Source organism: Aggregatibacter sp. HMT-949, assembly GCF_041734645.1.
GTDB lineage: Bacteria > Pseudomonadota > Gammaproteobacteria > Enterobacterales > Pasteurellaceae > Rodentibacter.
On the sequence record NZ_CP162010.1, the window covers coordinates 1,169,688 to 1,194,948 of the forward strand.

The 25,261-nt window shown below is 43.7% G+C and carries 21 protein-coding genes, 3 tRNA genes and 1 pseudogene; 7 read left to right on the plus strand and 18 right to left on the minus strand.

Annotated elements, in window-relative coordinates; all coding sequences use genetic code 11:
* Window positions 1-136 precede the first annotated feature (136 nt).
* From AB3F25_RS05430 to birA, 13 genes and pseudogenes are all read right to left on the minus strand, one after another.
* Window positions 137-817: a M15 family metallopeptidase gene (locus AB3F25_RS05430; RefSeq protein WP_373602874.1), complete on the minus strand. Its 681-nt coding sequence runs from the start codon at window positions 815-817 to the stop codon at window positions 137-139.
* A 1-nt stretch (window position 818) separates the two neighbouring features.
* A complete protein-coding gene (dapE, locus tag AB3F25_RS05435; RefSeq protein ID WP_373602875.1) occupies window positions 819-1,952 on the minus strand; it encodes a succinyl-diaminopimelate desuccinylase in 1,134 nt (377 codons plus the stop codon).
* Window positions 1,953-1,979: 27 nt separating this feature from the next.
* Complete coding sequence (locus AB3F25_RS05440) at window positions 1,980-2,324, minus strand: ArsC family reductase (RefSeq protein WP_373604338.1); 345 nt, start codon at window positions 2,322-2,324, stop codon at window positions 1,980-1,982.
* Window positions 2,325-2,414: 90 nt separating this feature from the next.
* Window positions 2,415-3,227: pseudogene (locus tag AB3F25_RS05445) on the minus strand (ADP-ribosylglycohydrolase family protein); the annotation flags it as partial.
* A gap of 84 nt (window positions 3,228-3,311) precedes the next feature.
* Entirely contained in the window at window positions 3,312-5,192 is a 1,881-nt protein-coding gene (gene htpG / locus AB3F25_RS05450; protein ID WP_373604339.1) for a molecular chaperone HtpG, read from the minus strand.
* A 269-nt stretch (window positions 5,193-5,461) separates the two neighbouring features.
* A complete protein-coding gene (locus AB3F25_RS05455) occupies window positions 5,462-5,974 on the minus strand; it encodes an opacity family porin (RefSeq protein WP_373602876.1) in 513 nt (170 codons plus the stop codon).
* Between the two features lie 62 nt (window positions 5,975-6,036).
* A complete protein-coding gene (locus AB3F25_RS05460) occupies window positions 6,037-6,546 on the minus strand; it encodes a SprT family zinc-dependent metalloprotease (RefSeq protein WP_373602877.1) in 510 nt (169 codons plus the stop codon).
* A 58-nt stretch (window positions 6,547-6,604) separates the two neighbouring features.
* On the minus strand, window positions 6,605-7,759 hold the full coding sequence (gene metK, locus AB3F25_RS05465; protein WP_373602878.1) for a methionine adenosyltransferase: 1,155 nt from the start codon (window positions 7,757-7,759) through the stop codon (window positions 6,605-6,607).
* Between the two features lie 158 nt (window positions 7,760-7,917).
* Window positions 7,918-10,044 (minus strand): bifunctional 23S rRNA (guanine(2069)-N(7))-methyltransferase RlmK/23S rRNA (guanine(2445)-N(2))-methyltransferase RlmL, encoded by a 2,127-nt coding sequence (gene rlmKL, locus AB3F25_RS05470; protein ID WP_373602879.1) that lies wholly within the window; start codon window positions 10,042-10,044, stop codon window positions 7,918-7,920.
* A gap of 186 nt (window positions 10,045-10,230) precedes the next feature.
* Window positions 10,231-10,306 (minus strand) — tRNA-Lys (locus AB3F25_RS05475).
* A gap of 51 nt (window positions 10,307-10,357) precedes the next feature.
* A tRNA-Leu gene (locus AB3F25_RS05480) sits at window positions 10,358-10,444 on the minus strand.
* Window positions 10,445-10,448: 4 nt separating this feature from the next.
* Window positions 10,449-10,524, minus strand: a tRNA-Gly gene (locus tag AB3F25_RS05485).
* A 189-nt stretch (window positions 10,525-10,713) separates the two neighbouring features.
* Window positions 10,714-11,625 (minus strand): bifunctional biotin--[acetyl-CoA-carboxylase] ligase/biotin operon repressor BirA, encoded by a 912-nt coding sequence (gene birA, locus AB3F25_RS05490; protein WP_373602880.1) that lies wholly within the window; start codon window positions 11,623-11,625, stop codon window positions 10,714-10,716.
* A 125-nt stretch (window positions 11,626-11,750) separates the two neighbouring features.
* Here birA and guaB point away from each other — a divergent pair, with 125 nt between their 5' ends.
* From guaB to guaA, 4 genes are all read left to right on the plus strand, one after another.
* A complete protein-coding gene (gene guaB, locus AB3F25_RS05495) occupies window positions 11,751-13,217 on the plus strand; it encodes an IMP dehydrogenase (RefSeq protein WP_373602881.1) in 1,467 nt (488 codons plus the stop codon).
* A gap of 88 nt (window positions 13,218-13,305) precedes the next feature.
* On the plus strand, window positions 13,306-13,638 hold the full coding sequence (locus AB3F25_RS05500) for a hypothetical protein (protein ID WP_373602882.1): 333 nt from the start codon (window positions 13,306-13,308) through the stop codon (window positions 13,636-13,638).
* Window positions 13,639-13,709: 71 nt separating this feature from the next.
* Window positions 13,710-14,378 carry an HAD family hydrolase gene (locus tag AB3F25_RS05505; RefSeq protein WP_373602883.1) on the plus strand — a complete coding sequence of 223 codons (669 nt, stop codon included), beginning with the start codon at window positions 13,710-13,712 and terminating at the stop codon, window positions 14,376-14,378.
* A gap of 23 nt (window positions 14,379-14,401) precedes the next feature.
* On the plus strand, window positions 14,402-15,973 hold the full coding sequence (gene guaA, locus AB3F25_RS05510; protein ID WP_373602884.1) for a glutamine-hydrolyzing GMP synthase: 1,572 nt from the start codon (window positions 14,402-14,404) through the stop codon (window positions 15,971-15,973).
* Window positions 15,974-16,146: 173 nt separating this feature from the next.
* Here the strand turns inward: guaA and AB3F25_RS05515 are convergent, their stop codons facing one another.
* From AB3F25_RS05515 to metC, 3 genes are all read right to left on the minus strand, one after another.
* Entirely contained in the window at window positions 16,147-16,653 is a 507-nt protein-coding gene (locus AB3F25_RS05515) for a DUF2301 domain-containing membrane protein (RefSeq protein WP_373602885.1), read from the minus strand.
* Window positions 16,654-16,946: 293 nt separating this feature from the next.
* Window positions 16,947-18,302: a UDP-N-acetylmuramate:L-alanyl-gamma-D-glutamyl-meso-diaminopimelate ligase gene (gene mpl, locus AB3F25_RS05520; RefSeq protein ID WP_373602886.1), complete on the minus strand. Its 1,356-nt coding sequence runs from the start codon at window positions 18,300-18,302 to the stop codon at window positions 16,947-16,949.
* A 104-nt stretch (window positions 18,303-18,406) separates the two neighbouring features.
* Window positions 18,407-19,597: a cystathionine beta-lyase gene (metC, locus tag AB3F25_RS05525; RefSeq protein ID WP_373602887.1), complete on the minus strand. Its 1,191-nt coding sequence runs from the start codon at window positions 19,595-19,597 to the stop codon at window positions 18,407-18,409.
* Window positions 19,598-19,739: 142 nt separating this feature from the next.
* Here metC and AB3F25_RS05530 point away from each other — a divergent pair, with 142 nt between their 5' ends.
* A complete protein-coding gene (locus AB3F25_RS05530) occupies window positions 19,740-20,342 on the plus strand; it encodes a peroxiredoxin C (protein WP_373602888.1) in 603 nt (200 codons plus the stop codon).
* A gap of 99 nt (window positions 20,343-20,441) precedes the next feature.
* Complete coding sequence (gene pgsA, locus AB3F25_RS05535; protein ID WP_373602889.1) at window positions 20,442-20,999, plus strand: CDP-diacylglycerol--glycerol-3-phosphate 3-phosphatidyltransferase; 558 nt, start codon at window positions 20,442-20,444, stop codon at window positions 20,997-20,999.
* Window positions 21,000-21,065: 66 nt separating this feature from the next.
* On the opposite strand, the gene argG is transcribed toward pgsA, so the two are convergent.
* On the minus strand, window positions 21,066-22,400 hold the full coding sequence (gene argG / locus AB3F25_RS05540; RefSeq protein WP_373602890.1) for an argininosuccinate synthase: 1,335 nt from the start codon (window positions 22,398-22,400) through the stop codon (window positions 21,066-21,068).
* A 186-nt stretch (window positions 22,401-22,586) separates the two neighbouring features.
* Window positions 22,587-23,453 (minus strand): phosphoribosylaminoimidazolesuccinocarboxamide synthase, encoded by an 867-nt coding sequence (locus AB3F25_RS05545; RefSeq protein WP_373602891.1) that lies wholly within the window; start codon window positions 23,451-23,453, stop codon window positions 22,587-22,589.
* Between the two features lie 177 nt (window positions 23,454-23,630).
* Here AB3F25_RS05545 and prfC point away from each other — a divergent pair, with 177 nt between their 5' ends.
* Window positions 23,631-25,214, plus strand: a complete 1,584-nt coding sequence (gene prfC, locus AB3F25_RS05550; RefSeq protein ID WP_373602892.1) for a peptide chain release factor 3 — start codon at window positions 23,631-23,633, stop codon at window positions 25,212-25,214.
* Window positions 25,215-25,261 lie beyond the last annotated feature (47 nt).

A 25,261-nucleotide genomic window follows, 5' to 3' on the forward strand; every position in this document is an offset into this window, starting at 1 on the left:
ACTTCGACTAAGCTTCTTCCACAAAGCCTAATGCGGTTTCCACCACCTCATTGGGAAAGCCAATAATTGAAAATCTGCAACGAAGGTGCGAATTAGCACCGCATTGAAGCCTTAGATATTGTCGGATGTTTTTTTACTAAACGATATATTCGGCAAAAATCTGCTCAAGATTTTCTAGCAGTGCTGTTTTCCCGCCAATCTCTTCATTTTGCCAAGACAAAATTAAAATCTCTGACGAAAATTGTTTAATCGCCTGTTCCGCCAACGGCAAATAGCTAATATGCCAAGGCTCACGCCCGATTTTTTTATTTTTCGGCATCTGCGTAAACGGCAGCGCGAAATCAAAGTGCGGTAGATTTTCCGTAAGAAATTCACTCAATTCAAAAAAATAACCGCCTTTTTCATACTCCCAAGGCTCAAGTTGCAACGTCTGCCCTTGCGGCAATAAATCGGGATCGAAAATATCAATTTCCGTGCCCCAATGATGACGGCTCGCCCCCGGCAAGGCAGACCAACGCAAAATCGCCAGGCATTTTTGCCAATCGTCCAACTGACCTAACTCCAATGCGGTGCCGAAATCATCGTGCACTTTACGCTCACCGCTGAATTTACCGTTCCAAATAAGTTGTTGGCGCGCAAAATCACGAAAGCTGCTGGCCGGTTGTAAATTAAAGCCATTGTTGACCGCACTTTGCTGTAAGCCTTGAAAGGCTTTCGCCGCTTCCGCCTGTAAAAAATGGTTTGGCGAATGTGGCGTCGGTAAATGGATCAAATGCGCGCGGGATTTGCCGGTAAGCATTTCTGGGGTCAATTTCATTTTAGCTATCCAATAAATTCACGAGCATTTGACGATAAATCTGACCGCACTTGGCAAGATCATCTACGTTCACGCACTCATTGACTTTATGAATGGTCGTATTAAGCGGCCCAAATTCCACCACTTCCGCGCCCATCAGCGCAATGAAACGCCCATCTGACGTACCGCCGCCTGTTTCTGCTTGTGGCGTCACGCCCGTAATTTGTTCAATGGCAGACGTGACGGAATCCAATAATTTACCCGGTTTGGTTAAAAACGGTTTGCCGGAAAGATTCCATTCAATACGATATTTCAAACCGTGTTTTTCCAACATTTCGGCGACTTTTTGTTTGATCATCTCATCCGTCACTTCCGTGCAATAACGCAAATTAAACTGCACGTAAAGCTCACCCGGAATCACGTTATTACTGCCCGTACCAGCATGAATATTGGCGATTTGCAGGCTGGTTGGCGGGAAAAATTCGTTACCGTTGTCCCATTGGTAAGTGGTGAGTTCCTGCAAGAATGGGGCGACTTTGTGAATCGGATTTTCCGCTAAATGGGGATATGCCACATGGCCTTGAACGCCTTGAATATAGAGGTTACCCGTAATTGAACCGCGACGACCATTTTTGACCACATCGCCCAAGGTTTTTGAGCTGGACGGCTCGCCCACCATGCAATACGTGATTTTCTCACCGCGCGCCATCAAGGTGTCTACCACGCGCACCGTGCCATCTTTCGCAGCCGCTTCTTCATCGGAGGTAATCAACAAAGCGATTGTGCCGGCATGATTCGGATGGGTTTTCACATACTCTTCCGCTGCCACAATCATTGCTGCCAGCGAACCTTTCATATCCGCTGCGCCACGCCCGTAAAGCACATCGTCCACAATTTTTGCCTCGAAGGGCGGATACGTCCATTGGCTTTCGTCGCCCGTCGGCACCACATCCGTATGCCCGGCAAAAGCAATCACCGGTTCCCCCGAACCATGCTTTGCCCACAAGTTTAAGGTGTCGTTAAACGGCATCCACTCAATTTGAAAGCCTAATTTTTCTAAACGTTCTACAATCAGTTGCTGGCAACCTTCGTCATTCGGGCTAATAGAGGGACGGCGGATTAAATCTTGCGCCAGAGAAACCACTTTTTCTTGCATAAAAACTCCTAAAAAAATCACCACACTTTAGGCAAAAACAGCTTGATATTCTTTTTCGTCAAAACCAATCAATGCCTTCCCCTCTTGCAAAATAATCGGGCGTTTAATCAGTGTAGGATTCTCGGCAAGCACAGAAAGTGCGGTGGCTTTTGACAACGTTTTTTTCACGTCTTCATTGAGATTGCGCCAAGTTGTGCTGCGTTTATTCACCAAATTTTCCCAACCGAATTGCGCTTCCGCTTTTTCTAAAAAACTCGCTTCTAAGCCATCCACGCGGTAATCATGCAATTTGTGTTCAATATTGTGATCCGCAAGCCACTTCAAGGCTTTTTTCATGGTGTCACAGTTTTTAATGCCGTAAACAGTGATCATATTTTCATCTCTCATCTTCAGTAGTTCTAATGTTAATTTTTCAATATCGTTTTTTCTATACAGACACTCTAGCCAAGTGTCAGGAATATCTTTGACACCATAGTAAGCGCCTGCAATTTGTCCACAGATTGAGGCATTAGTATCCGCATCATCACCCAAATTTGCCGCCATTAATACTGCATCTTTAAAATTATCCGTATGCCAAAACGCCCAAAGCGCTACTTCTAGACTATCAACAACATAACCGATACTACCGACGTCATCAGATTTTTTATTTTTAAATTCGCCAAGACAGATATGTGTTAACTTATCAAAAGTTAACGCATCTTTATCTTGAAATAATTGGTCTTTGGTCAGACCTTGAAAAATACGCAAAATCAATGTTGAAAAATATTGGCAAGACTGAATTGCTTCAGATGTAGCATGCGTAGTTTTTGAACTTAACTCTGCATACTTTAAAACATTTTCATGATTTTGATGATAACGCAAAATGACGGGCATTAAGCGCATTAAAGAACCATTACCTGAATATTTTGCATCGGTTCTAGGAGTATAAGGATTACCTGTTTTTCTAAATTCCCCCAGCATAAACGCTACCTGCTTACCAATACCAAAGGTATGTGGAAGGCTTGAGTTTTTTCCTGTGTTCGCCCATTCATAATAGCGATTCATTTGGTCAAGGGGATCAAACTCAGGCTTAGCAACTAAACTTTCAGCTAAGCAAATCGCCATGGACGTATCGTCAGTCCAATGTCCTTTGGGCAAACGAAATTTTCCCCCACTTCGCATATCTGTTAACGGTCTAAAACTTCCTCTAGGGCAAAATTCCACGACTGAACCTAGGGCATCTCCACAAGCTAATCCTAGGAAGCCACCTAATGCTCTTTCTTCAATATTTATCATTATTTTTATCTCCCAAAAATAAAAAAATCCCCAATCAAATTAGATTAGGGATTTTAACCATTACATTAATCAATCACAAATAGATTAACCCAATAGCTTATTGATACGCTTAATAAACGCCGCCGGATTTTCTAACGAACCGCGTTCTGCAAGCATGGCTTGTTCCAACAACAATTCTATCCAATCGGCAAATTCCGCTTCATCGGCAATGTCGGCGACTTTTTTCACCAAGTGATGTTCCGGATTTAATTCAAACGTGTATTTCACTTCCGGCACTGGTTGACCTGCTGCAGCAAAAAGTTTGGCCATTTGCGTGGTCATTTGGTCGTTGTCGGTGGACACCACGGCAGGCGTATCCGTTAAATTATGGGTCACGCGCACGTCTTTTACACGATCGCCAAGCAAGGTTTTCACGCGCTCAATCACGCTACCAAAGGCTTCATCTTGTTCTTTTTGCGCGTCGGATTCTTTATCCGCCAAATCGCCTAAATCCAAGTTCGCTTTGGTGATACTTTGCAACGGTTTGCCGTCAAATTCCGTTAAGTAGCTCAACATCCATTCGTCAATGCGGTCAGAAAGTAGCAACACTTCAATGCCTTTTTTGTTGAACAATTCCAAGTGCGGGCTGTTTTTTGCCGCCACATAGCTGTCTGCCGTAATGTAATAGATGGCTTTTTGACCTTCTTTCATGCGGGCAACATAGTCTTCTAATGACACGGTTTGTTCGGCTCCGTCATTGCGGGTTGAAGCAAAACGCAATAATTTCGCAATGGCTTCTTTATTGGCAAAATCTTCTGCCGGCCCTTCTTTCAAGACTAAACCGAACTCTTTCCAGAATTGTTGGTATTTTTCCGCATCCTCTTTCGCCAGTTTTTCCAACATTTGTAAAGAACGTTTGGTTAAGGCTTTGCGGAGTGCGGCAGTCACTTTATTATCCTGCAAAATTTCACGGGATACATTTAACGGCAAATCATTGCTGTCGATTAAACCACGCATAAAACGTAGATAATTCGGCATAAATTGTTCCGCATCATCCATAATAAACACGCGCTGCACATAGAGTTTTAAGCCGTGTTTATGCTCGCGATTGAATAGATCCCAAGGGGCTTTAGACGGCACATAAAGCAGGCTGGTATATTCCTGATTACCTTCTACTTTGTTATGCGCCCATAAAAGTGGATCGGCAAAATCGTGGCTGATGTGTTTATAAAATTCTTTGTATTCCTCATCGGAAATGTCGTTTTTAGAACGTGTCCACAAGGCATCGGATTTATTGATTTTTTCCCATTTTTCGCCGGTTTCTTTGCCTTCATCGTCATATTCTTTGGTCAGCATTTCTACCGGTAAACCGATATGATCGGAATATTTACCGATAATTTCACGCAAACGCCAATCGTTTAAGAATTCTTTTTCCTCTTCGCGCAAATGCAAGATCACATCGGTGCCACGGGATTTTTTCTCAATATCCGCCACGGAATACTCGCCTTCGCCGGCAGATTCCCAAAGCACGCCTTTATCAGCCGGCTCGCCTGCAGCGCGGGTTTTCACGGTGACTTTATCGGCAACGATAAACGCCGAATAGAACCCCACACCGAATTGACCGATAAGTTGGCTGTCTTTGGCTTGATCTTGCCCAAGTGCAGTCAAAAATTCTTTTGTTCCGGATTTGGCAATCGTACCCAAATGATCGATGACTTGTTCACGAGTCATCCCGATGCCGTTATCGCTGATAGTCAAGGTGCCTTTTTCCGCATCTGCGCTGATACGCACGCGCAATTCGCCGTCGCCGGCATATAAATCGGGATTGGAAAGGGCTTTGAAACGGAGTTTATCCGCCGCATCAGAGGCATTGGAAATCAGCTCACGCAAGAAAATTTCTTTGTTGGAATACAAAGAATGGATCATTAATTGTAAAAGTTGTTTGACTTCCGATTGGAAGCCACGGGTTTCTTGATTTTGTGACATCATTTTTTCCTTTTATGGTAAATTAAAATCGAACGTCACAGATATAAGAATGAAACGAAAATTTTCAAGAGAAAAATATGGAAACGATGCAATATTGCAAATACACAAAAAAGTTGCCGAATCTAAACATGAATTGAATGCTAAAAATAGCACCGCATTGGAATCAGTCCAATGCGGTGCTATTTTACGATCATAATTTCCGCGTCGATAATTTCCGCGTCGTGGAGAGCTAAATCATTTAGCAGTTAAACCGCACCTCGGAAAAGAAATTAGAATTTATAACCAACACCGACCTTTGCCCCGTAGTTATTTACTTTGGTATCGTCAAAATTACCCAAACGGTTATATTCCACACCGCCGTTTGCGTACCATTTTTCATCTAAATTATATTTTGCACCGGCAACTACGCCATAGCCTAATTTGGTGTCGGAAGAACTTTTATAACGTTGCTCCGCGCGATCGTCATATTTGAATCGGTTTGCAGCGACACGTGCACCAACATAAGGTTTAACGCGGGAATTTAGGTCAAAATCATAAAGCACAGATGCCCCTAAACCTTGAATTTTCGCACCTTCGACTTTACCGTGATGAGTGTAATCACCGGCAACGCGCACGTTCCCCAATTGATAACCTACGGCAACTCGCGGCTCTACTTTGGTTTTGTGATTGCCATTCGCCGAAGTTCTTGAAAGGCCAACATCACCTTCCGCATAAACGCCCGCGTTAGCGTTGGAAGCTATCGCAAAAGCACCGATAATTATGGCTAAAAAAGACTTTTTCATGTGAGACTCCTTTGTTCTTTAGTCGAATTAATTAAACCGTCTAAAATGTAGCATAACTACAATTAATTTTCACCGACAAAAACCAATTTTCCCTTACATTTTCGACATAAATATTCTACGCCTTCTTTTAAAATTCGATTATGGCGACGAGCGCTTAATAAATGCGTTTGGCAAGCACAATGATACTCGAAGGTTTGACCTTGCACGTTTCGCACGTCAAATTGATGACAAGTATCCGCCGACAATTGAAAAACTTGATTCATTACCCTCTGCCATTCTTGTCCGTGCGGTTTTACGCGACCAAAAACTTGATAGGTAATTAAATGCCCCAATTCATGTGGCACCACTTGACGGATAAATTCTTCGCTATTTTCCACCAGTAAAGTGCGATTAAATTTAATTTCGTTTTTTTGTAAATATGCGACGCCTGCTTTCATTCCGCGTAAATCATAACCAACCGTCGGCATCGGAAATTCACGTTTGAAATAACTTTCCGCAAGACGTAAAGATTCCGCCAACTTACGCTGAACCTGCATTTTTAAATGTCGAAATTGTGTTTGTGGTGAAAGCATAAAAATTAGAAAAAACAAAAACCGCTAGATTAGCGGTTTTTGATTCATATATAAGAGGTTATTTTAACCCGGCTGCGGCGCGTAATTCTTCCGCACGATCGACTTTTTCCCACGGGAATTGTTCACGACCAAAGTGACCGTAAGCCGCTGTTGCTCGATAAATCGGTTGAATTAAATTCAACATTTTGATTAAACCGTAAGGACGCAAATCGAAGAATTCACGCACTAACGCGACTAATAGTTCATTCGCTACTTTACCCGTACCGAACGTTTCTACCATGATGGATGTCGGCTCAGCCACACCGATGGCATAAGAAAGCTGAATTTCACAACGTTCCGCTAAGCCGGCTGCAACGATATTTTTCGCCACATAACGTGCAGCATAAGCGGCAGAACGGTCCACTTTTGATGGATCTTTACCGGAAAATGCACCACCACCATGACGCGCCGCGCCACCGTAAGTATCTACGATAATTTTACGACCGGTTAAACCACAGTCGCCCATCGGGCCTCCGATAACGAAACGACCGGTCGGATTAATAAAGAATTTAGTGTCTTTCGAAAGCAATTCGCTCGGCAATACCGGCTTGATGATTTCCTCCATCACCGCTTCGTGCAAATCTTTTTGCGCGATTTCTGCCGAATGTTGAGTGGAAAGTACCACCGCATCCACGCCGACGATTTTATCGTTTTCATATTTCAAGGTAACTTGGCTTTTCGCATCCGGACGCAACCATGGCAAGGTGCCGTTTTTACGTACTTGCGCTTGTCTTTCCATTAAACGATGCGCATAGGTAATTGCTGCCGGCATCAACACGTCGGTTTCATTCGTTGCATAACCGAACATAATACCTTGGTCACCTGCTCCTTGATCCAACGGATTCTCACGATCCACGCCTTGATTAATGTCTGCCGATTGTTTACCAATGGCATTTAACACCGCACAAGAATGACCGTCAAAGCCCATATCAGAATGCTCATAACCGATCTCACAAATCACTTTACGAGTTAGATTTTCAATATCTACCCAAGCGGAAGTGGTAATCTCGCCGCCCACCAGCGCCATACCGGTTTTCACATAAGTTTCGCATGCCACGCGGGCTTTTGGGTCTTGTTTTAGGATCTCATCGAGCACCGCATCGGAAATTTGATCGGCGATTTTATCAGGATGTCCTTCTGACACGGACTCGGAAGTAAATAAGTAACTAGACATAGTTTTCCTCATTGAATTTAGATGTATTGACGTATAGACGGCTATAATACGGATTTTTGTTTAATAAGCAAGCACTATTACGCGATAATTCAAAACGAATTGCTTGCCTTTTTATCGATGCCTTGAAAAAAGGGATTTCTCTCCGAAATCCCTTCGCGTTATTTTTTCGTAATTAACCAGCAATTATGAATTTGTTTGTTGCGTTCAAAATCCAACGGTAACGTCTTATGCGAAATGAGCACCGCATTGAACCCAAGCTCTTCCAGTGTCGCAAAATCCATTTTAAAGCCACGTTTATTGTTAGAAAACACGATAGTGCCGTTCGGACGCAAAATACGTTTTAAATTCGTCATCAACTTAATGTGATCCCGTTGCACGTCCCAGCTAGCTTCCATACGTTTGGAATTGGAGAACGTCGGCGGATCCACAAAAATTAAATCGAACCGGCAATCGCATTTTTCTAGCCATTGCAAACAATCCGCTTGAATGAGTTTATGCTGTTTGCCTTCAATATCGTTAAGCAATAAATTTTGTTCTGCCCAATTGAGATACGTATTCGACATATCTACAGTGGTGGTAGATTTCGCACCGCCTAACGCCGCGTGCACCGTCGCCGAGCCGGTGTACGCAAACAGATTCAGGAAATCCTTACCTTGCGCCATTTCACCCAACATTTTGCGGGTTAGACGGTGATCCAAAAACAAGCCTGTATCCAAATAATCCGTCAGGTTCACCCACAATTTCGCGCCGTATTCGTTCACATAAAAATATTCGCCTTTGTTCGCCAGTTTTTCATATTGATTAGTGCCTTTTTGTTTTTGACGCACTTTTAAAATCAACTTATTGGTTGCAATGCCGGTAACGTTCAACGTAGCATTTACCGCATCCAACAAGCGCTGACGGGCTTTATTTTCATCAATATTTTTCGGCGCAGCATATTCCTGCACGACAATATGATCGCCGTAACGATCTACCGCCAAATTATATTCCGGCAAATCCGCGTCATATAAGCGATAAGCGTCTAGCCCTTGTTGCTTCGCCCATTTCTCAATTTTCTTGATATTCTTTTGCAGACGATTAGCAAAATCCACCGCTACCTCAGGTAAAGAAGAGCGCTCAGATTCAGCCGCACTTTCCACCCGTTTGGCAATTTGGTAATTCTTCTGCACACAATCCAATGGACCGTTTTTCGCTTTAAATTGACGATGGGAACGCAAACGCAGGCAATCCAACAGGTTCGGCTCGCCACTGAAAATAGACAGGTTCCAACCGGCAAACTGTTGTTTCAAACGTTGCCCGAATACAGAATATAAGGCAATCAATGCCGGTGCGGTGCCTAAACGTTCGCCGTATGGCGGATTACAAATCACCGTACCCGCCAAGTTCGGGCTTGGATTTTTAATCGCTGCCACATCGCCCTGTTGCCATTGCATTAAATGCGCTACGCCGGCATTTTTAGCGTTTTGTTTGGCTTTTCGCAACACCTGATGATCCAAATCGAAACCGTAAAAGTGCGGTGGATTTTCACGTTGTTTTTCCGCTTCCGCCAACGCTAAAGCCGCTTCTTTCACTCTTTCCCACGCCGTCTGATTATGCCCCTGCCAAAAATCAAAGCCCCAATGTAGACGATACAACTGCGGCGCAATTTGTGCTTCCATTTGGGCCGCTTCAATTAGCAACGTACCGGAACCGCACATCGGATCCACTAACGGCGTGCCTTTTTGCCAGCCGGAACGCAACACTATCGCCGCTGCCAACGTTTCACGCAACGGCGCTTTGCCGGTATCTTCACGATAACCGCGTATGTGCAACGCATCACCGCTTAAATCGAGCGAAATCACCACCTCATCCCGATTTAAATAGGCATGAATGCGAATATCCGGCTGCGCTTTGTCCACATTTGGACGAGCACGCCCACGACGTTCAAAATAATCCACGATGCCGTCTTTCACACGCATCGCGCCGAATTGAGTGTGGCGAATTTCCTGATTCGTACCGTTAAAATCCACGAAAAATGTCACGCGCTCATCAAACTGAGTCAACCAATTAAAGCCCGATACGGCGGCATAAAGATCAAGATCGCTGTAAACTTTGGTTTCAATTAACGGAATTAAAATGCGCGACGCTAAGCGCGACCAAAGTAACGTACGATAAAGCGTTTCATCATCCGCTTGATAATGCACTCCGCCTTGTACGACTTTTGCATCTTGCGCACCAAGCTCAGTGAGTTCAACTTTTAGGAGTTCTTCAAAACCACGAGAAGTGGTGGCAAATAGGTATTTCATGTAGATTCTCGGTAGGAAAAAAATCGGCGCGGATTATAGCATAAGTTTCAACTTGGTTAATTTAAATCGGCTTTCGCCAGACGAAGACGAACGAAAGTATCCAAATCGACAAAGAATGAATAAGCCTTGAGCTTTTTTAAGATAGGTTAAATTTGTGTTGAAAATCTAGATGATGACAATAAAGAGTGGTGGGTCGTGAAGGATTCGAACCTTCGACCAACGGATTAAAAGTCCGCTGCTCTACCGACTGAGCTAACGACCCTAAAGGCTTGATATTAAATGAGGAATTTTAAAGGATAGATAATCTTTAAAATGGTGCCCGAAGCCAGACTTGAACTGGCACGCCTCGAAAGGCGAGGGATTTTAAATCCCTTGTGTCTACCGATTCCACCACTCGGGCAAATTGGAGCGGGAAACGAGGCTCGAACTCGCGACCCCGACCTTGGCAAGGTCGTGCTCTACCAACTGAGCTATTCCCGCATTTGCTTATTGCTAAACAACGGCGCGTATTTTACCGATTTACGAAATGCTGTCAAACGAAAATCAACAAAAAAGTATCGACTGCTTAAAAATAATTCAAATGCCTAAAATCTATTCTATTACTGATAAATTTGAATAAGCGTTTGCATACACTTAAGCTTACACTTCGCAGCTCGTGTTAAACGTTTGCTATTCAGTTTTTCTACGCAACGAAACCTCGCCACCGTTAAACATCTTCAATTCAGCACCGCATTGAACCCGCAAATAACCACGCTTATCAATACCTTGCTCAATACCGGAAATCAAGCGTTGTTCCGTAATCACATTCACTTCACTGTTGAAAAACGCATTATGATTTTGCCACGCTTTTTGAAATTCAGCATTAATGCCTTCTTTTTCAAAGCGCTCTAAACGCGCATATAAATGTTGAATCAATGTTGGAAACAAGGTTTGACGATCAATATCGGGATCCATTTCACTCAACTGCGCATAAGGCTGACTAATTTCCGTTTGCGTCGGCAATGACACATTAATCCCTACGCCAATCACCAAATTCAACAGGCCATTTTTATGATTGGCAATTTCCACCAAAATCCCGCCGAGTTTTCGTCCGTCGAACAAAATATCATTCGGCCATTTCACTTGCACGTTCAACACTTCGGCAATCGCCAAACCAATCACTAAACTCAACCCCTCAATAGATTTTCTCGGGTCGAACGTCCAATAAAAACTAAAAATCATCTGCCCGGCAAAAGGGGAAAGCCATTGACGTCCACGTCGCCCTCTGCCTGCCGTTTGATACTCAGCAAGGCAAAGATCGCCTTTATTTAAATTCGGAATATTCTGCAAAATCCATTCATTTGTAGAACTCATGACGGGCTGGTAATGCACCTGATAAGGCGAAAGTGCGGTCGAAATTTGTAAAGAATTTAATAAGGGAAGTTGCGGCACTAAACAATAGCCTTGTGCCGTTTCGATAATATTCAGCCCGGCGTCACGAAATTGTTGTAAATCCTCGGCTAAATTTTGTGAAAACTCGATCAAATTCGACCGCACTTTTTCCTCGCCGTCGGCGAGGTGGCTCAAGAGCACCGCATTCATATTTTTCCTCCGCGTAAACGTTTGCGAATCATAGCACAAAACGAAAAATTCATTTCCAAAATGACGCGAAATCTGTATAATCCCGCCGCAATATTTTTTAACTTCAACTTAGCGAGAATATTGCAATGTCTTTACGTATCAAACAAGAAGCCCTAACTTTTGACGATGTTTTACTCGTCCCTGCGCACTCTACCGTGCTTCCAAACGCTGCCGACCTTTCCACTCAACTCACCAAAGAAATTCGCTTAAATATCCCCATGCTTTCTGCGGCAATGGATACCGTAACGGAAACCAAATTAGCCATCTCTTTAGCGCAAGAAGGCGGTATCGGTTTTATTCATAAAAATATGAGCATCGAACGCCAAGCGGATCGCGTGCGTAAAGTGAAAAAATTTGAGAGCGGTATCGTGTCTGAGCCTGTCACCGTTTCCCCTGATTTAACCCTTGCCGAACTTAGCGAATTAGTGAAGAAAAACGGCTTTGCAGGCTACCCTGTAGTCGATGCTGAAAACAACTTAATCGGGATTATCACCGGTCGTGATACCCGCTTCGTGAAAGATTTAAGCAAAACCGTTTCGCAAGTAATGACCAAAAAAGACCGCTTGGTCACCGTGAAAGAAGGTGCAGCGCGTGATGAAATTCTTGCCTTAATGCACGAACACCGCGTGGAAAAAGTGCTTGTGGTGGACGACAGCTTCAAGCTCAAAGGGATGATTACCGTAAAAGACTTCCAAAAAGCAGAACAAAAACCAAATGCGTGTAAAGATGAATTTGGTCGTTTACGCGTAGGTGCTGCAGTAGGTGCTGGCCCGGGTAACGAAGAACGTATTGATGCATTAGTGAAAGCCGGTGTTGATGTGTTGTTAATCGACTCTTCTCACGGTCATTCAGAAGGCGTGTTACAACGCGTGCGTGAAACCCGCGCAAAATACCCTAACCTTCCCATCGTGGCAGGTAACGTAGCAACCGCTGAAGGCGCCATCGCCCTTGCTGACGCCGGCGCAAGTGCCGTAAAAGTGGGTATCGGACCGGGTTCAATCTGTACCACCCGTATCGTCACCGGCGTGGGCGTGCCACAAATCACCGCTATCGCAGACGCGGCTGCGGCATTAAAAGATCGCGGCATTCCGGTAATTGCCGACGGCGGTATCCGTTTCTCCGGCGACATCGCCAAAGCGATTGCTGCAGGCGCAAGCTGTGTAATGGTCGGTTCAATGTTTGCAGGCACAGAAGAAGCCCCGGGCGAAATCGAACTTTACCAAGGCCGTGCCTTCAAATCCTACCGCGGAATGGGTTCATTAGGTGCCATGGCTAAAGGCTCTTCAGATCGTTACTTCCAATCGGATAACGCGGCAGACAAACTTGTACCAGAAGGTATCGAAGGCCGCATTCCATACAAAGGCTACTTAAAAGAAATTATCCACCAACAAATGGGCGGATTACGTTCGTGCATGGGCTTAACCGGTTGCCCGACTATCGAATCCTTACGCACCAAAGCCGAATTTGTGCGTATCAGCGGCGCAGGCATCAAAGAATCTCACGTTCACGACGTGACGATTACCAAAGAAGCCCCGAACTATCGTATGGGCTAACCGTGGGGTGGGCTTTAGCCCACCTTTTGTTATTTAAAGTGCGGTTGATTTTGTAAAAGTTTTGAAGTTCACTCTAAAGGAAAAAAACATGAAGAAATTACTTATCGTTACCTTTCTAGGTTTATTAACTGCCTGCTCTATTCTGGGAACGACTTATTCAGGCAATACTATCGCCGATAACACATTAAAGTCAGATGTAGAACAATCTTTAGGCAAACTATTCTTTTACGATACATCATGTCGAGTATCTTCCATTCATACCGAAATTGATAAGGTAGTATTTCAACCAGATGGAGTAACACCTAAAGCAAGTTATGAAACTTGGACTGCTACAGGATGTGATCAAACTCGAAAATTTAACGTACAAATGATCGCTGATAAAAATGGTGAAACAGACATCACTGTTGGAATGAAACCTTAACTCACAATCAAAAAGCGGTCAATTTTCGCAAAACTTTTGCAAAATCCAACCGCTTACAAACAGGAAACCCAATGCTCAAAGCCATCATCTTCGATATGGACGGCGTGATTGTCGATACAGAATTTTTAGAATACGACTTACAAGCCCAATTCATCAAATCCATTAAAGAACATAACCGCACTTTAACGCCCTTAGAGCGAGCAGAAGTGGTCGGCAAAAGCTTGAGCGAAATTCCTGAAATCGTGAAAAAATTAAGTGGTTCATCCCTGCCGTTGGAAGAAATCAAACAACGCTATTTTGACTTCTTCAAACAGCTTTTCAGCACCGTGGATTATCGTTCCATTTTCCGTGCGGATATTCTGAAAATCATTGAGTTCGCCAAACAGCACCGCATTGAACTGGCGGTAGCGTCCTCTTCTCGCTTGGAACATATTCAAAACATTCTGACGGAATGTGATATTATTCAGCACTTTGATTTTATCGTGAGCGGCGAACAATTTGAACACAGCAAACCGGATCCGACAATTTATCGCTACACCTTGGAAAAACTCGGCGTAGAAGCCCAAAGTGCGGTTGCCATTGAAGATTCTTTTTTCGGCATTCAAGCCGCTCAAGCAGCCGGTATTCCCGTGATTGCTTATGAAGAAAAACGTATGCATATCGACCAATCCCACGCGGAATATTGCGGTAAAAATATGCTGGAAATTTTAGCGATTATTAAACAATTACATTCACATTAATCTTACTTTCTATAAGGTAAAAAATGACAAATATTCACCACCACAAAATCCTAATCCTCGACTTTGGTTCACAATATACACAACTCATTGCACGCCGCGTGCGTGAAATTGGCGTGTACTGCGAACTTTGGGCGTGGGATGTAACGGAAGAACAAATCCGTGAATTTAACCCAACGGGGATTATTCTTTCTGGCGGTCCTGAAAGCACCACGGAAGCCAACAGTCCGCGTGCGCCGGAATATGTGTTTAACGCAGGCGTGCCGGTGTTAGGCGTTTGCTACGGAATGCAAACTATGGCGATGCAGCTTGGCGGTTTAACCGAGACTTCGGACCACCGCGAGTTCGGCTATGCGTCGGTTTCTCTTGAAAATTCGACCGCGCTTTTTGCCAATCTTAACGATAATTTGACTGCCTCCCAGCCGAAATTAGACGTTTGGATGAGCCACGGCGATAAAGTGACCCGCTTGCCGAATAACTTTGTTGTAACAGGCACAACCCCAACCTGCCCTATCGCGGCAATGTCGGACGAAAGCCGTCGTTTCTACGGCGTGCAGTTCCATCCGGAAGTCACCCACACGAAAAGCGGTTTGGAATTATTAACCAACTTCGTGGTGAACATTTGTGGCTGCGAAACCAAATGGACAGCAGAAAACATTATCGAAGACGCCGTCGCGCGTATTAAAGCGCAAGTAGGCAATGATGAAGTGATTTTAGGCTTATCCGGCGGCGTAGATTCATCCGTTGTCGCACTGTTATTACACAAAGCCATCGGCAAAAACTTACACTGCGTATTCGTGGACAACGGCTTGCTCCGCTTAAACGAAGGCGACCAAGTGATGGAAATGTTCGGCAATAAATTCGGCTTGAACATCACCCGCGTAAACGCAGAAGATCGTTTCTTAAGCGAACTTGCCGGAGTAGACGAACCGGAAGCAAAACGCAAAATCATCGGTAAAGTGTTCGTGGACGTGTTCGATGATGAATCGAGAAAATTGCCAAACGTGAAATGGTTGGCGCAAGGCACGATCTATCCGGACGTGATTGAATCTGCCGCCAGCAAAACCGGCAAAGCCCATGTGATTAAATCCCACCACAACGTCGGTGGCTTACCGGATTATATGAAACTCGGTTTAGTAGAACCGCTCCGCGAATTATTCAAAGACGAAGTGCGTAAAATCGGCTTGGCATTAGGCTTACCGGCTGAAATGCTCAACCGCCACCCATTCCCGGGCCCAGGCTTAGGTGTGCGTGTGCTAGGCGAAGTGAAAAAAGAATACTGCGATTTATTGCGCCGTGCCGATGCGATCTTCATTGAAGAACTCCACAAAGCGGATTGGTATTACAAAGTCAGCCAAGCCTTCACCGTGTTCCTACCGGTGAAATCCGTAGGCGTAATGGGCGACGGACGCAAATACGACTGGGTAGTATCACTTCGTGCCGTCGAAACCATCGACTTTATGACCGCACATTGGGCACACCTGCCGTACGACTTACTCGGCAAAATCTCCAACCGAATCATCAATGAAGTAAACGGCATTTCCCGCGTGGTGTACGACGTAAGTGGAAAACCACCGGCAACGATTGAGTGGGAATAAAAATAAAGATTTCAGATTGTTTCTGATCGTTCCAAAAGTACAATGACCCCAGTTAGATACTGGGGTTATCTGTTTCTGGCGTTCTCACACAAACTCTACTTATTTCCCATTTTTGACGGTATATGTGAATAGCATCAAAGCCAAGCATCCTGATTATGGCTACCGACGGGTTCCTAAATTTGATATTTCGTTTTATCGCCGATATCGAAATGCAACGGCATGCGCCATTTTTGAATTGCCAATAAAAGCAACAACGCACCGACAATTATTGATAGAACGCGCGTTAATATTGCTCCTTCAAACACCCAACTAAACCACAATAACAAAACAAAAACCGGCTGAAGGTTTAATAGTGGCACGCGAAAGCAAAAATATTCTTTAAAACAAAGCCCACCTAAGGTGAGTAATGCACCACCGAATGCCAATTCAGGCGCGCCTAAAATATAGCAAAGTAAACCAATCCAAGTGGCAAATTGAAAGGTTAAACGAAAATGTTTGAGATAAATATGCAATGAAGACGCACAACAGGTTGCGGCAATCAGAATTCCTAACAAGGCCTGCTGCGGATACCAAGAAAGCGCCAAAAAACTCAACGCGGCAACAACGAAGCCGATGCGATAAATAATAACGGTCAGATTGTCCCAAAAATCCATAGGCGATTGAATATGCGGATCTGCCATAAATTCTCCTTATTTTGAAAAGTAAAAATTGATTAAAACGCCAACCTAACTCAATGAGTAAAACGGTTGTTATGTCATTTCAACGCTTGTAGAAGACGCGTTAGAGTATCAAAATAGCACCGCATTGGAAGCAGCTCCAATGCGGTACTGTTTTGAGATCTCATCGAAAAGGCCGTAACTTAACGCCAATAAATTCGAGAACCGCCTCCGAAACCGCTCAATGAACATAATTTTGATTCAGGCGTATAATTTCGAAAAACGTTCATGTTTCCAATTACATCGGTTGAAGAAAATTAGCTGAGCCTATCCAAAATCTTTTGATGAATATCGCCGAAGCTACCATTTGACATAACGAGAATATGATCGGTTGGTTGCGCTTCCGCCGCAATCATATCCGCCAATTTATCCAAATTGGCGCTCCAGTACGCCGGTTGCACGCACTGCGTGGCAATTTCCGCCACTTCCCAAGGAATATTCTCCGGCTGCAACATAAAAACCATATCCGCTCGGCCTAACGCCGGCGCGATTTCATCTTTTTGCACCCCCATTTTCATCGTATTAGAACGCGGTTCTAGGACAGCAAGAATACGCACGCCACCGCCCACTTTATCGCGCAATGCAGTGAGTGTAGCGAGGATAGCTTCCGGATGGTGGGCAAAATCATCGTAAACCGTGATGCCGTTTACTTCGCCTTTGATTTCCAAACGACGTTTCGCATTAATAAAAGTGCCTAGTGCCTGACAAGCGCTTTCGACAGAAACACCGGCATGATGCGCTGCCGCAATCGCCATTAAGGCATTATGCATATTATGCGCGCCGACAATGTTCCATTTTACTTCGGCGATTTTTTCACCGTGTCGAAACACGGCAAAATGCGAAGCGTCTGTTGTTATGCGTTCGGCGTACCATTCCCCGTTTTTACCGAGGAATTGTTGCTCCGACCAACAGCCCATCGCTAACGTGTCTTTCACGCTTTGTTCATCAGAGGAAGAAAGAATGCGACCGCTCGCCGGAATGATGCGAATCATGTGATGGAATTGGCGTTGAATCGCTTTTAAATCATCAAAAATATCCGCGTGATCAAAACTGATGTTATTGATAATTAAGGTTTTCGGGTTGTAATGAACGAATTTGGAACGTTTGTCAAAAAAAGCCGTATCATATTCATCCGCTTCAATGACAAAAAACGGGCTTTCTCCCAAACGCGCTGAAACACCGAAATTGCCGGCAATGCCGCCGATTAAAAAACCGGGATTTAAGCCGTTTTTTTCCAAAATCCAAGTCAGCATTCCCGTTGTGGTAGTTTTGCCGTGCGTGCCGGATACCGCCAATACCCAACGATCACGCAATAAATGGTCGTGCAACCATTGGGGACCAGAAGTGTAAGGCAAGTTATTTTCTAAAATATATTCTACACAAGGATTACCGCGTTTTAACGCATTGCCAATAATCACTATGTCCGGCGTCGGTTGTAGCTGTGCCGTATCATAATTCGGAATAATATCAATGCCCTGCTCTTGTAAAAACGTACTCATCGGTGGATAAACGTTAGTATCCGAGCCCGTCACCGAGTATCCCATTTGTTTGGCAAGCATCGCTATGCCACCCATAAAAGTACCGCAAATACCTAAAATATGGATATGTTTCATTATGATTTCTTCTTATGTGAAAAAAGGAAAGGCATGATAAATCAACTCATAGGTTGAGTAAATAAGGGCTTGCTGCGCAAGCCCTGAAGAAATGGGAAAAGAAGTTAGGCGATTCGTTCAAAACCGGCTTTTAAATCGGCAATTAATTCTTCCGGATCTTCAAAACCGATATGCACACGAATCAATGAACCCGTTAGTTTTCGTTCGATATTCGGGCGGATTTTAGCGACTTCTTCCGGTTGGTTGCATAAAATCAAGGATTCAAATCCCCCCCAAGAATAGGCCATCGTAAAGAGTTTAAAGTGATCCATAAATTGCGCTGTTTGCTCATTAGTTAAACGTTGGTTTAATTCAAAAGAGAACAAACCGCTCGCACCATTAAAATCACGTAGAAAAAATTCATGCCCCGGACAACTTGGTAAGGCTGGGTGATAAACCACTTTCACTTCCGGCTGTGCGCTTAACCATTGCGCAATTTTTAAGCCGCTTTCGTGGTGTTGTTTTAAACGAACGTTTAATGTGCGAATGCCACGCGCGGTGGTATAAGCGGAATCTGCATCCACCATTTGCCCCATTAAATAAGAATGTTCGCGTAGCTGATCCCAAGTGCGGGCATTCGCCAATGCGGTGCCGATCATGACATCGGAATGTCCCACGAGATATTTCGTACCGGCCTGAATGGAAATATCTATATCATGTTCAAGCGCTTTGAATAACACACCTGCCCCCCAAGTATTATCAATCATAATCACGATTTCAGGATTGACCGCGCGTACCGCTTTTACAATTGTCGGAATATCCGGTACTTCCATAGTAATAGAACTTGGCGCTTCAAGAAAAAGCACTTTGCTATTCGGTTGAACTAATTTTGCGATGTCGGACCCGATAAGCGGGTCGTAATAAGTCGTGTCAATCTGCATTTTCTTCAATATGATATTGCAGAAATCTTGTGTCGGTTCGTAAGCCGCGCCGCTCATTAAAACGTGATCACCGCTTTTCACAAAAGATAAAATCGCATTGGTCACCGCCGCCGCACCGCAAGGATAAAGGTAACAACCGGCTCCGCCTTCCATTTCACACATTAAATCCTGTAAAGCAAAATGCGTAAGCGTACCGCGACGCCCATAAAATAATTCACCTTTATAACGATTTTGTGTGCAATATTTTTTATCGGCCATACTGTCGAAAACGAGTGAAGAAGCGCGTTGAATCACCGGATTCACCGCACCTTGGGAAAAACGTTTATTCCGTCCGGCATGAACCAAGGTTGTGGCTAATGAATGTTGTGTTGACATATATTTCACCTTTAATTAGATAATATTAATTAATGTAATAGATAAAAACTGCTATAAAAATACGATTAATTTCTCTACAATCCCGCGCGTATTTTGCGTTAGCAAAATTTTTATTAACTTATTAATATAAGGAATTATGATTATGGTATTAGTAACTCGTCAAGCCCCGGATTTTACTTCATCTGCAGTTTTAGGCAATGGTGAAATCGTTGACAATTTCAATTTTAAAAAACACATTGAAGGTAAAGCAGCGGTAATCTTCTTTTATCCGTTAGACTTCACTTTCGTATGTCCATCAGAATTAATCGCATTCGATCACCGTTATGAAGAATTCAAAAAACGTGGCGTAGAAGTCGTCGGTGTATCTATTGACTCTCAATTTACTCACAACGCTTGGCGTAATACCCCAACTGAAAACGGCGGTATTGGCCAAGTTAAATACGCATTAGCAGCTGACGTTAAACATGAAATTGCTCAAGCATACGGTATCGAACACCCTGAAGCAGGCGTTGCATTGCGCGCTTCATTCTTGATCGACAAAAATGGAGTGGTTCGTCACCAAGTTGTGAATGACCTTCCGTTAGGTCGCAATATTGATGAAATGTTACGTATGGTTGATGCTTTACAATTCCATGAAGAACACGGCGAAGTTTGCCCGGCACAGTGGGAAAAAGGTAAAGAAGGAATGAAAGATAGTCCTGAAGGCGTTGCAAAATACTTAAAACAAAACGCAGATAAACTTTAATCTTTATCTAACCTTTACAGGAAAGCCACATTGTGTGGCTTTTTTTATAGCTAAAGATCCTTTAGAATAAAGCCATGTATAATCAGTGCGGTCACTTTTATGAAATTTAATGTTCCTATCTTTCTGACTATTTTCCGAGTGTTCTTGATCCCTTTCTTTGTGATCGCTTTTTATCTTCCTATCGAATCGGCCCCATTCATTACTACGTTTATTTTCTTTATCGCCGGCGTAACGGATTGGCTTGACGGCTATCTTGCCCGCAAATGGAAACAAACAACCCGTTTTGGTGCATTCTTAGACCCCGTTGCCGACAAAGTAATGGTAGTCGCCGCTCTTGTATTAATCGTGGAGTATCAGCATACCTTCTGGATCACTATTCCTGCGATTATAATGATTTCCCGTGAAATTATTATTTCCGCTTTACGTGAATGGATGGCGGAATTAGGTGAGCGCAACAAAGTTGCTGTATCCTGGCTAGGTAAAGTTAAAACGACTTCACAAATGCTTGCTTTAGGTGGTTTATTATGGCGCTATAACATCTATATGGAAGTTCTTGCCATCATTCTACTTTATGTGGCCGTAATTTTAACTGTGTGGTCGATGATTCAATACCTAAACGCAGCCAAAGAAAGCATGTTAGATGAAGTAGGTAAATAAAACATATATAAATAAAAAATCCGCATTCAAATTATTAAGCTTGAATGCGGATTTTTTTATTCTGATCTATTTTTTACCAAGTTGCGGTAACACGGAATCCTTACCCGCAAGCAACAAACCGGTTTCTGCGTAGATACCCAATTTACCGCGCGTGTCGGCAACGTCAAGATTGCGCATAGTTAATTGACCAATACGATCAATTGGAGCGAACGGCGCATCTTCCACTTTTTCCATACTTAAACGTTCCGCCTCATAAGTTAAGTTCGGCGATTCAGTATTAAGAATGGTAAAGTCATTACCGCGACGCAATTCAAGCGTTACGCTGCCGGTAATCGCTTTGGCAACCCAACGTTGTGCAGTTTCGCGCAACATTAATGCTTGTGGGTCGAACCAACGACCTTGGTATAACAAGCGGCCTAAACGCAAACCATTGATGCGGTATTGTTCGATGGTGTCTTCATTGTGAATACCGGTTACCAAACGCTCATACGCAATATGCAATAATGCCATCCCAGGCGCTTCATAAATGCCACGAGATTTCGCTTCAATAATACGGTTCTCGATTTGGTCGGACATACCTAATCCGTGACGGCCTCCAATGCGGTTGGCTTCTAGCATCATATCAACCACATCGTCAAAACGTTTACCGTTCAATGCAACAGGCACACCTTCTTCGAAAGTTACGATGACAGTTTCAGGTTTTATTTCGACATTTTCATCCCAGAACGCCACGCCCATAATCGGTTTTACGATTTTCATACTGGTGCTTAATTCTTCTAAATCTTTCGCTTCGTGAGTTGCGCCGAGCATGTTGGAATCGGTGGAATAGGCCTTTTCCACGGACATTTTGTAGTCAAAGCCGTTTTCGATTAAAAATTGCGACATTTCAAAACGGCCTCCCAATTCCTGGATAAATTGATCGTCAAGCCATGGTTTGTAAATTTTTAATTGCGGGTTAGTTAATAAACCGTAGCGATAAAAACGTTCAATATCATTACCTTTGAAGGTTGAGCCATCGCCCCAAATATTAACGTTATCTTCTTTCATCGCTGCAACCAACATAGTACCCGTTACCGCGCGGCCAAGCGGCGTGGTGTTAAAATAGGGAATACCACCAGTTGAAATGTGGAAAGCACCGCATTGAATCGCCGCAATACCTTCACGCACCAATTGCGCGCGACAGTCGATTAAACGGGCATTTTCCGCACCGTAAGCCATGGCTTTTTGCGGAATCGCATTATAATCCTCTTCATCCGGCTGACCTAAGTTCGCTGTGTAAGCATAAGGCACCGCACCTTTCTGACGCATCCAAAGCAATGCAGCGCTGGTATCCAAACCACCTGAAAAAGCGATACCGACTTTTTGCCCCTTAGGTAAATGTTGCAAAATTGTATTTGACATTTTCTCTTCCTTAATTTTTAACTTAGTTTGAATATTTAATCATTTTTAATGAATAAAAACTCAAAAAATATAACTGTATCTTTCCTGCTTGTCTAGCAATTTTCTACTTCAATTAAGAATTTATTATAAAGCAGTGAATTTGAGTTTCGTTTATAAAAATTCCCGCGATAAATAGAGATTTCATTGTTATTTTGTTAGAAGATCCAAGGCTTCTTGATATTTCGCCACGGTCTTTTCAATTACATCTAGCGGAACTTTCGGCGCTGGCGGTTGTTTGTTCCAACCACTGTTTTCTAACCAATCTCGAATGAACTGTTTATCAAAAGAGGGCGGATTGGTACCTTCTTTATAGGTTTCCACCGACCAAAAACGGCTGGAATCCGGCGTTAACACTTCATCCATCAAAGTTAAAGTACCGTTTTCGTCCAAACCAAATTCAAATTTGGTGTCGCAAATAATAATGCCTTTGGTTAAAGCATATTTTGCTGCTTCCGTATAAAGGGCGATGGCTTTTTCTCTCACCTGTGCCGCCAAATCTTTGCCGATTAAGTTTTCACACTCGGCATAGCTAATATTAATATCGTGATTACCGATTTCTTCTTTGCTGGACGGCGTGAAAATTGGCTCAGGCAATTTGCTGGCTTCCACCAACCCTTTTGGCAAAACTAAACCACAAATGGTGCCGGTATGTTTATAATCTTTCAAACCGCTGCCGGTTAAATACCCGCGCACGATCGATTCAATTTTAATCGGGGTTAAACGTTTACAAACCACCGCACGATCCTTGACTAAATCGGCTTCCGCTTTGGGTAACACATCGTAAACGCTGTCGCCGGTGAAATGATTTGGCATAATGTGCGCCAGTTTGTTAAACCAAAAGTTAGAAATTTGTGTCAGGATTTCGCCTTTGCGCGGAATCGGCTCATCTAAAATCACATCGAATGCCGACAACCGATCCGTCGCTACCATCAACATCCGTTTACCATCGATTTCATATAAATCCCGCACTTTGCCGGAATAGATTTTTTTAAGACTTAGATTTTGCTGTGTCATGGTTTGCACCTTTTTATCGTTGTAAAAACTGGCGCGTATTGTACCGTACTTTTCAAGCAAACGTTTGCTATTTTTCAAAAAACCATGCGATTCACTGAATTTCGTCGATTTAGTTTGAGCAAAATCTCAAAATCAGAGAAAATAGCCGCCATTTTTAGTAGCCCAAAGAAAGAAAAAATGACTTACCCTTTAGAACAAGTTAACAAACGCCGCACTTTTGCGATTATTTCTCACCCCGATGCGGGTAAAACCACCATTACCGAAAAGGTTTTGCTTTATGGTAACGCCATTCAAAAAGCCGGTTCGGTGAAGGGCAAAGGCTCCGCTCAGCATGCGAAATCCGACTGGATGGAAATGGAAAAACAACGTGGGATTTCCATTACCACTTCCGTAATGCAATTCCCATACAACGACTGTTTGGTCAACCTGCTGGATACCCCGGGACATGAGGATTTCTCTGAAGATACTTACCGCACTTTAACGGCGGTGGACAGCTGTTTGATGGTGATCGACTCCGCGAAAGGGGTTGAGGATCGTACTATTAAATTGATGGAAGTTGCCCGTTTGCGCGACACGCCAATTATCACATTTATGAACAAACTTGACCGTGATATTCGCGATCCGATGGAATTGTTGGATGAAGTAGAAAACATATTAAAAATTCACTGCGCACCCATTACTTGGCCTATCGGCTGCGGCAAATTGTTTAAAGGCGTGTATCACTTGTATAAAGATGAAACTTATCTTTACCAAACCGGGCAAGGGCACACCATTCAAGACGTGCGCATTGTGAAAGGCTTGAACAATCCGGAATTGGATAACGCCGTAGGTGACGATTTGGCACAACAATTGCGTGATGAATTGGAGTTGGTGAAAGGTGCAAGCAATGAATTTGACTTGGATTTATTTCTAAATGGCGAACTGACGCCGGTCTTTTTTGGCACCGCATTGGGGAATTTCGGCGTGGATCATTTCCTTGACGGCTTAACGGAATGGGCGCCGGCGCCACAAGCTCGCCAGGCAGATGTGCGTAAAGTGTCTGCCGATGAAGAAAAATTCAGTGGTTTCGTGTTTAAAATTCAAGCCAATATGGATCCAAAACACCGCGACCGTGTTGCTTTCTTACGTGTCGTGTCCGGCAAATATGAAAAAGGCATGAAACTCAAACATGTGCGTATCGGCAAAGAGGTGGTGATTTCCGATGCGTTAACCTTTATGGCGGGCGACCGTGCGCATGCGGAAGAAGCCTATGCAGGCGACATTATCGGCTTGCATAATCACGGCACGATTCAAATCGGCGATACCTTTACCCAAGGGGAAGAATTAAAATTCACGGGCATTCCAAACTTTGCACCGGAATTATTCCGCCGTATTCGTTTGAAAGATCCACTCAAGCAAAAGCAATTATTAAAAGGCTTGGTACAGCTTTCCGAAGAAGGCGCCGTGCAGGTTTTCCGTCCGTTGTTGAACAACGATTTAATCGTTGGTGCAGTTGGCGTGTTGCAGTTTGACGTGGTCGTTTCGCGTTTGAAATCTGAATACAACGTCGAAGCCATTTATGAAACCGTTAACGTCGCAACTGCACGTTGGGTGGAATGTGGCGACGCGAAAAAATTTGAAGAGTTTAAACGTAAAAACGAGCAAAACTTGGCGTTAGACGGTGGCGATAATCTTACTTACATCGCGCCAACAATGGTAAATCTAAACCTTGCGCAAGAACGTTATCCTGATGTGGCATTCTTTAAAACAAGAGAACATTAATGTAATAAAAATGATCTGCACCCCAAAACCTGGACACCTAATTTGAG

Coding starts and splice junctions, on each gene's coding strand:
- birA (WP_373602880.1), bottom strand. CDS start 11,625: ATGAATGCGGTGCTCTTGAGCCACCTCGCCGACGGCGAGGAAAAAGTG.
- guaA (WP_373602884.1), top strand. CDS start 14,402: ATGACAAATATTCACCACCACAAAATCCTAATCCTCGACTTTGGTTCA.
- AB3F25_RS05500 (WP_373602882.1), top strand. CDS start 13,306: ATGAAGAAATTACTTATCGTTACCTTTCTAGGTTTATTAACTGCCTGC.
- metK (WP_373602878.1), bottom strand. CDS start 7,759: ATGTCTAGTTACTTATTTACTTCCGAGTCCGTGTCAGAAGGACATCCT.
- AB3F25_RS05530 (WP_373602888.1), top strand. CDS start 19,740: ATGGTATTAGTAACTCGTCAAGCCCCGGATTTTACTTCATCTGCAGTT.
- AB3F25_RS05440 (WP_373604338.1), bottom strand. CDS start 2,324: ATGATCACTGTTTACGGCATTAAAAACTGTGACACCATGAAAAAAGCC.
- mpl (WP_373602886.1), bottom strand. CDS start 18,302: ATGAAACATATCCATATTTTAGGTATTTGCGGTACTTTTATGGGTGGC.
- AB3F25_RS05460 (WP_373602877.1), bottom strand. CDS start 6,546: ATGCTTTCACCACAAACACAATTTCGACATTTAAAAATGCAGGTTCAG.
- prfC (WP_373602892.1), top strand. CDS start 23,631: ATGACTTACCCTTTAGAACAAGTTAACAAACGCCGCACTTTTGCGATT.
- AB3F25_RS05545 (WP_373602891.1), bottom strand. CDS start 23,453: ATGACACAGCAAAATCTAAGTCTTAAAAAAATCTATTCCGGCAAAGTG.
- pgsA (WP_373602889.1), top strand. CDS start 20,442: ATGAAATTTAATGTTCCTATCTTTCTGACTATTTTCCGAGTGTTCTTG.
- rlmKL (WP_373602879.1), bottom strand. CDS start 10,044: ATGAAATACCTATTTGCCACCACTTCTCGTGGTTTTGAAGAACTCCTA.
- metC (WP_373602887.1), bottom strand. CDS start 19,597: ATGTCAACACAACATTCATTAGCCACAACCTTGGTTCATGCCGGACGG.
- AB3F25_RS05505 (WP_373602883.1), top strand. CDS start 13,710: ATGCTCAAAGCCATCATCTTCGATATGGACGGCGTGATTGTCGATACA.
- htpG (WP_373604339.1), bottom strand. CDS start 5,192: ATGTCACAAAATCAAGAAACCCGTGGCTTCCAATCGGAAGTCAAACAA.
- AB3F25_RS05455 (WP_373602876.1), bottom strand. CDS start 5,974: ATGAAAAAGTCTTTTTTAGCCATAATTATCGGTGCTTTTGCGATAGCT.
- guaB (WP_373602881.1), top strand. CDS start 11,751: ATGTCTTTACGTATCAAACAAGAAGCCCTAACTTTTGACGATGTTTTA.
- AB3F25_RS05430 (WP_373602874.1), bottom strand. CDS start 817: ATGAAATTGACCCCAGAAATGCTTACCGGCAAATCCCGCGCGCATTTG.
- argG (WP_373602890.1), bottom strand. CDS start 22,400: ATGTCAAATACAATTTTGCAACATTTACCTAAGGGGCAAAAAGTCGGT.
- AB3F25_RS05515 (WP_373602885.1), bottom strand. CDS start 16,653: ATGGCAGATCCGCATATTCAATCGCCTATGGATTTTTGGGACAATCTG.
- dapE (WP_373602875.1), bottom strand. CDS start 1,952: ATGCAAGAAAAAGTGGTTTCTCTGGCGCAAGATTTAATCCGCCGTCCC.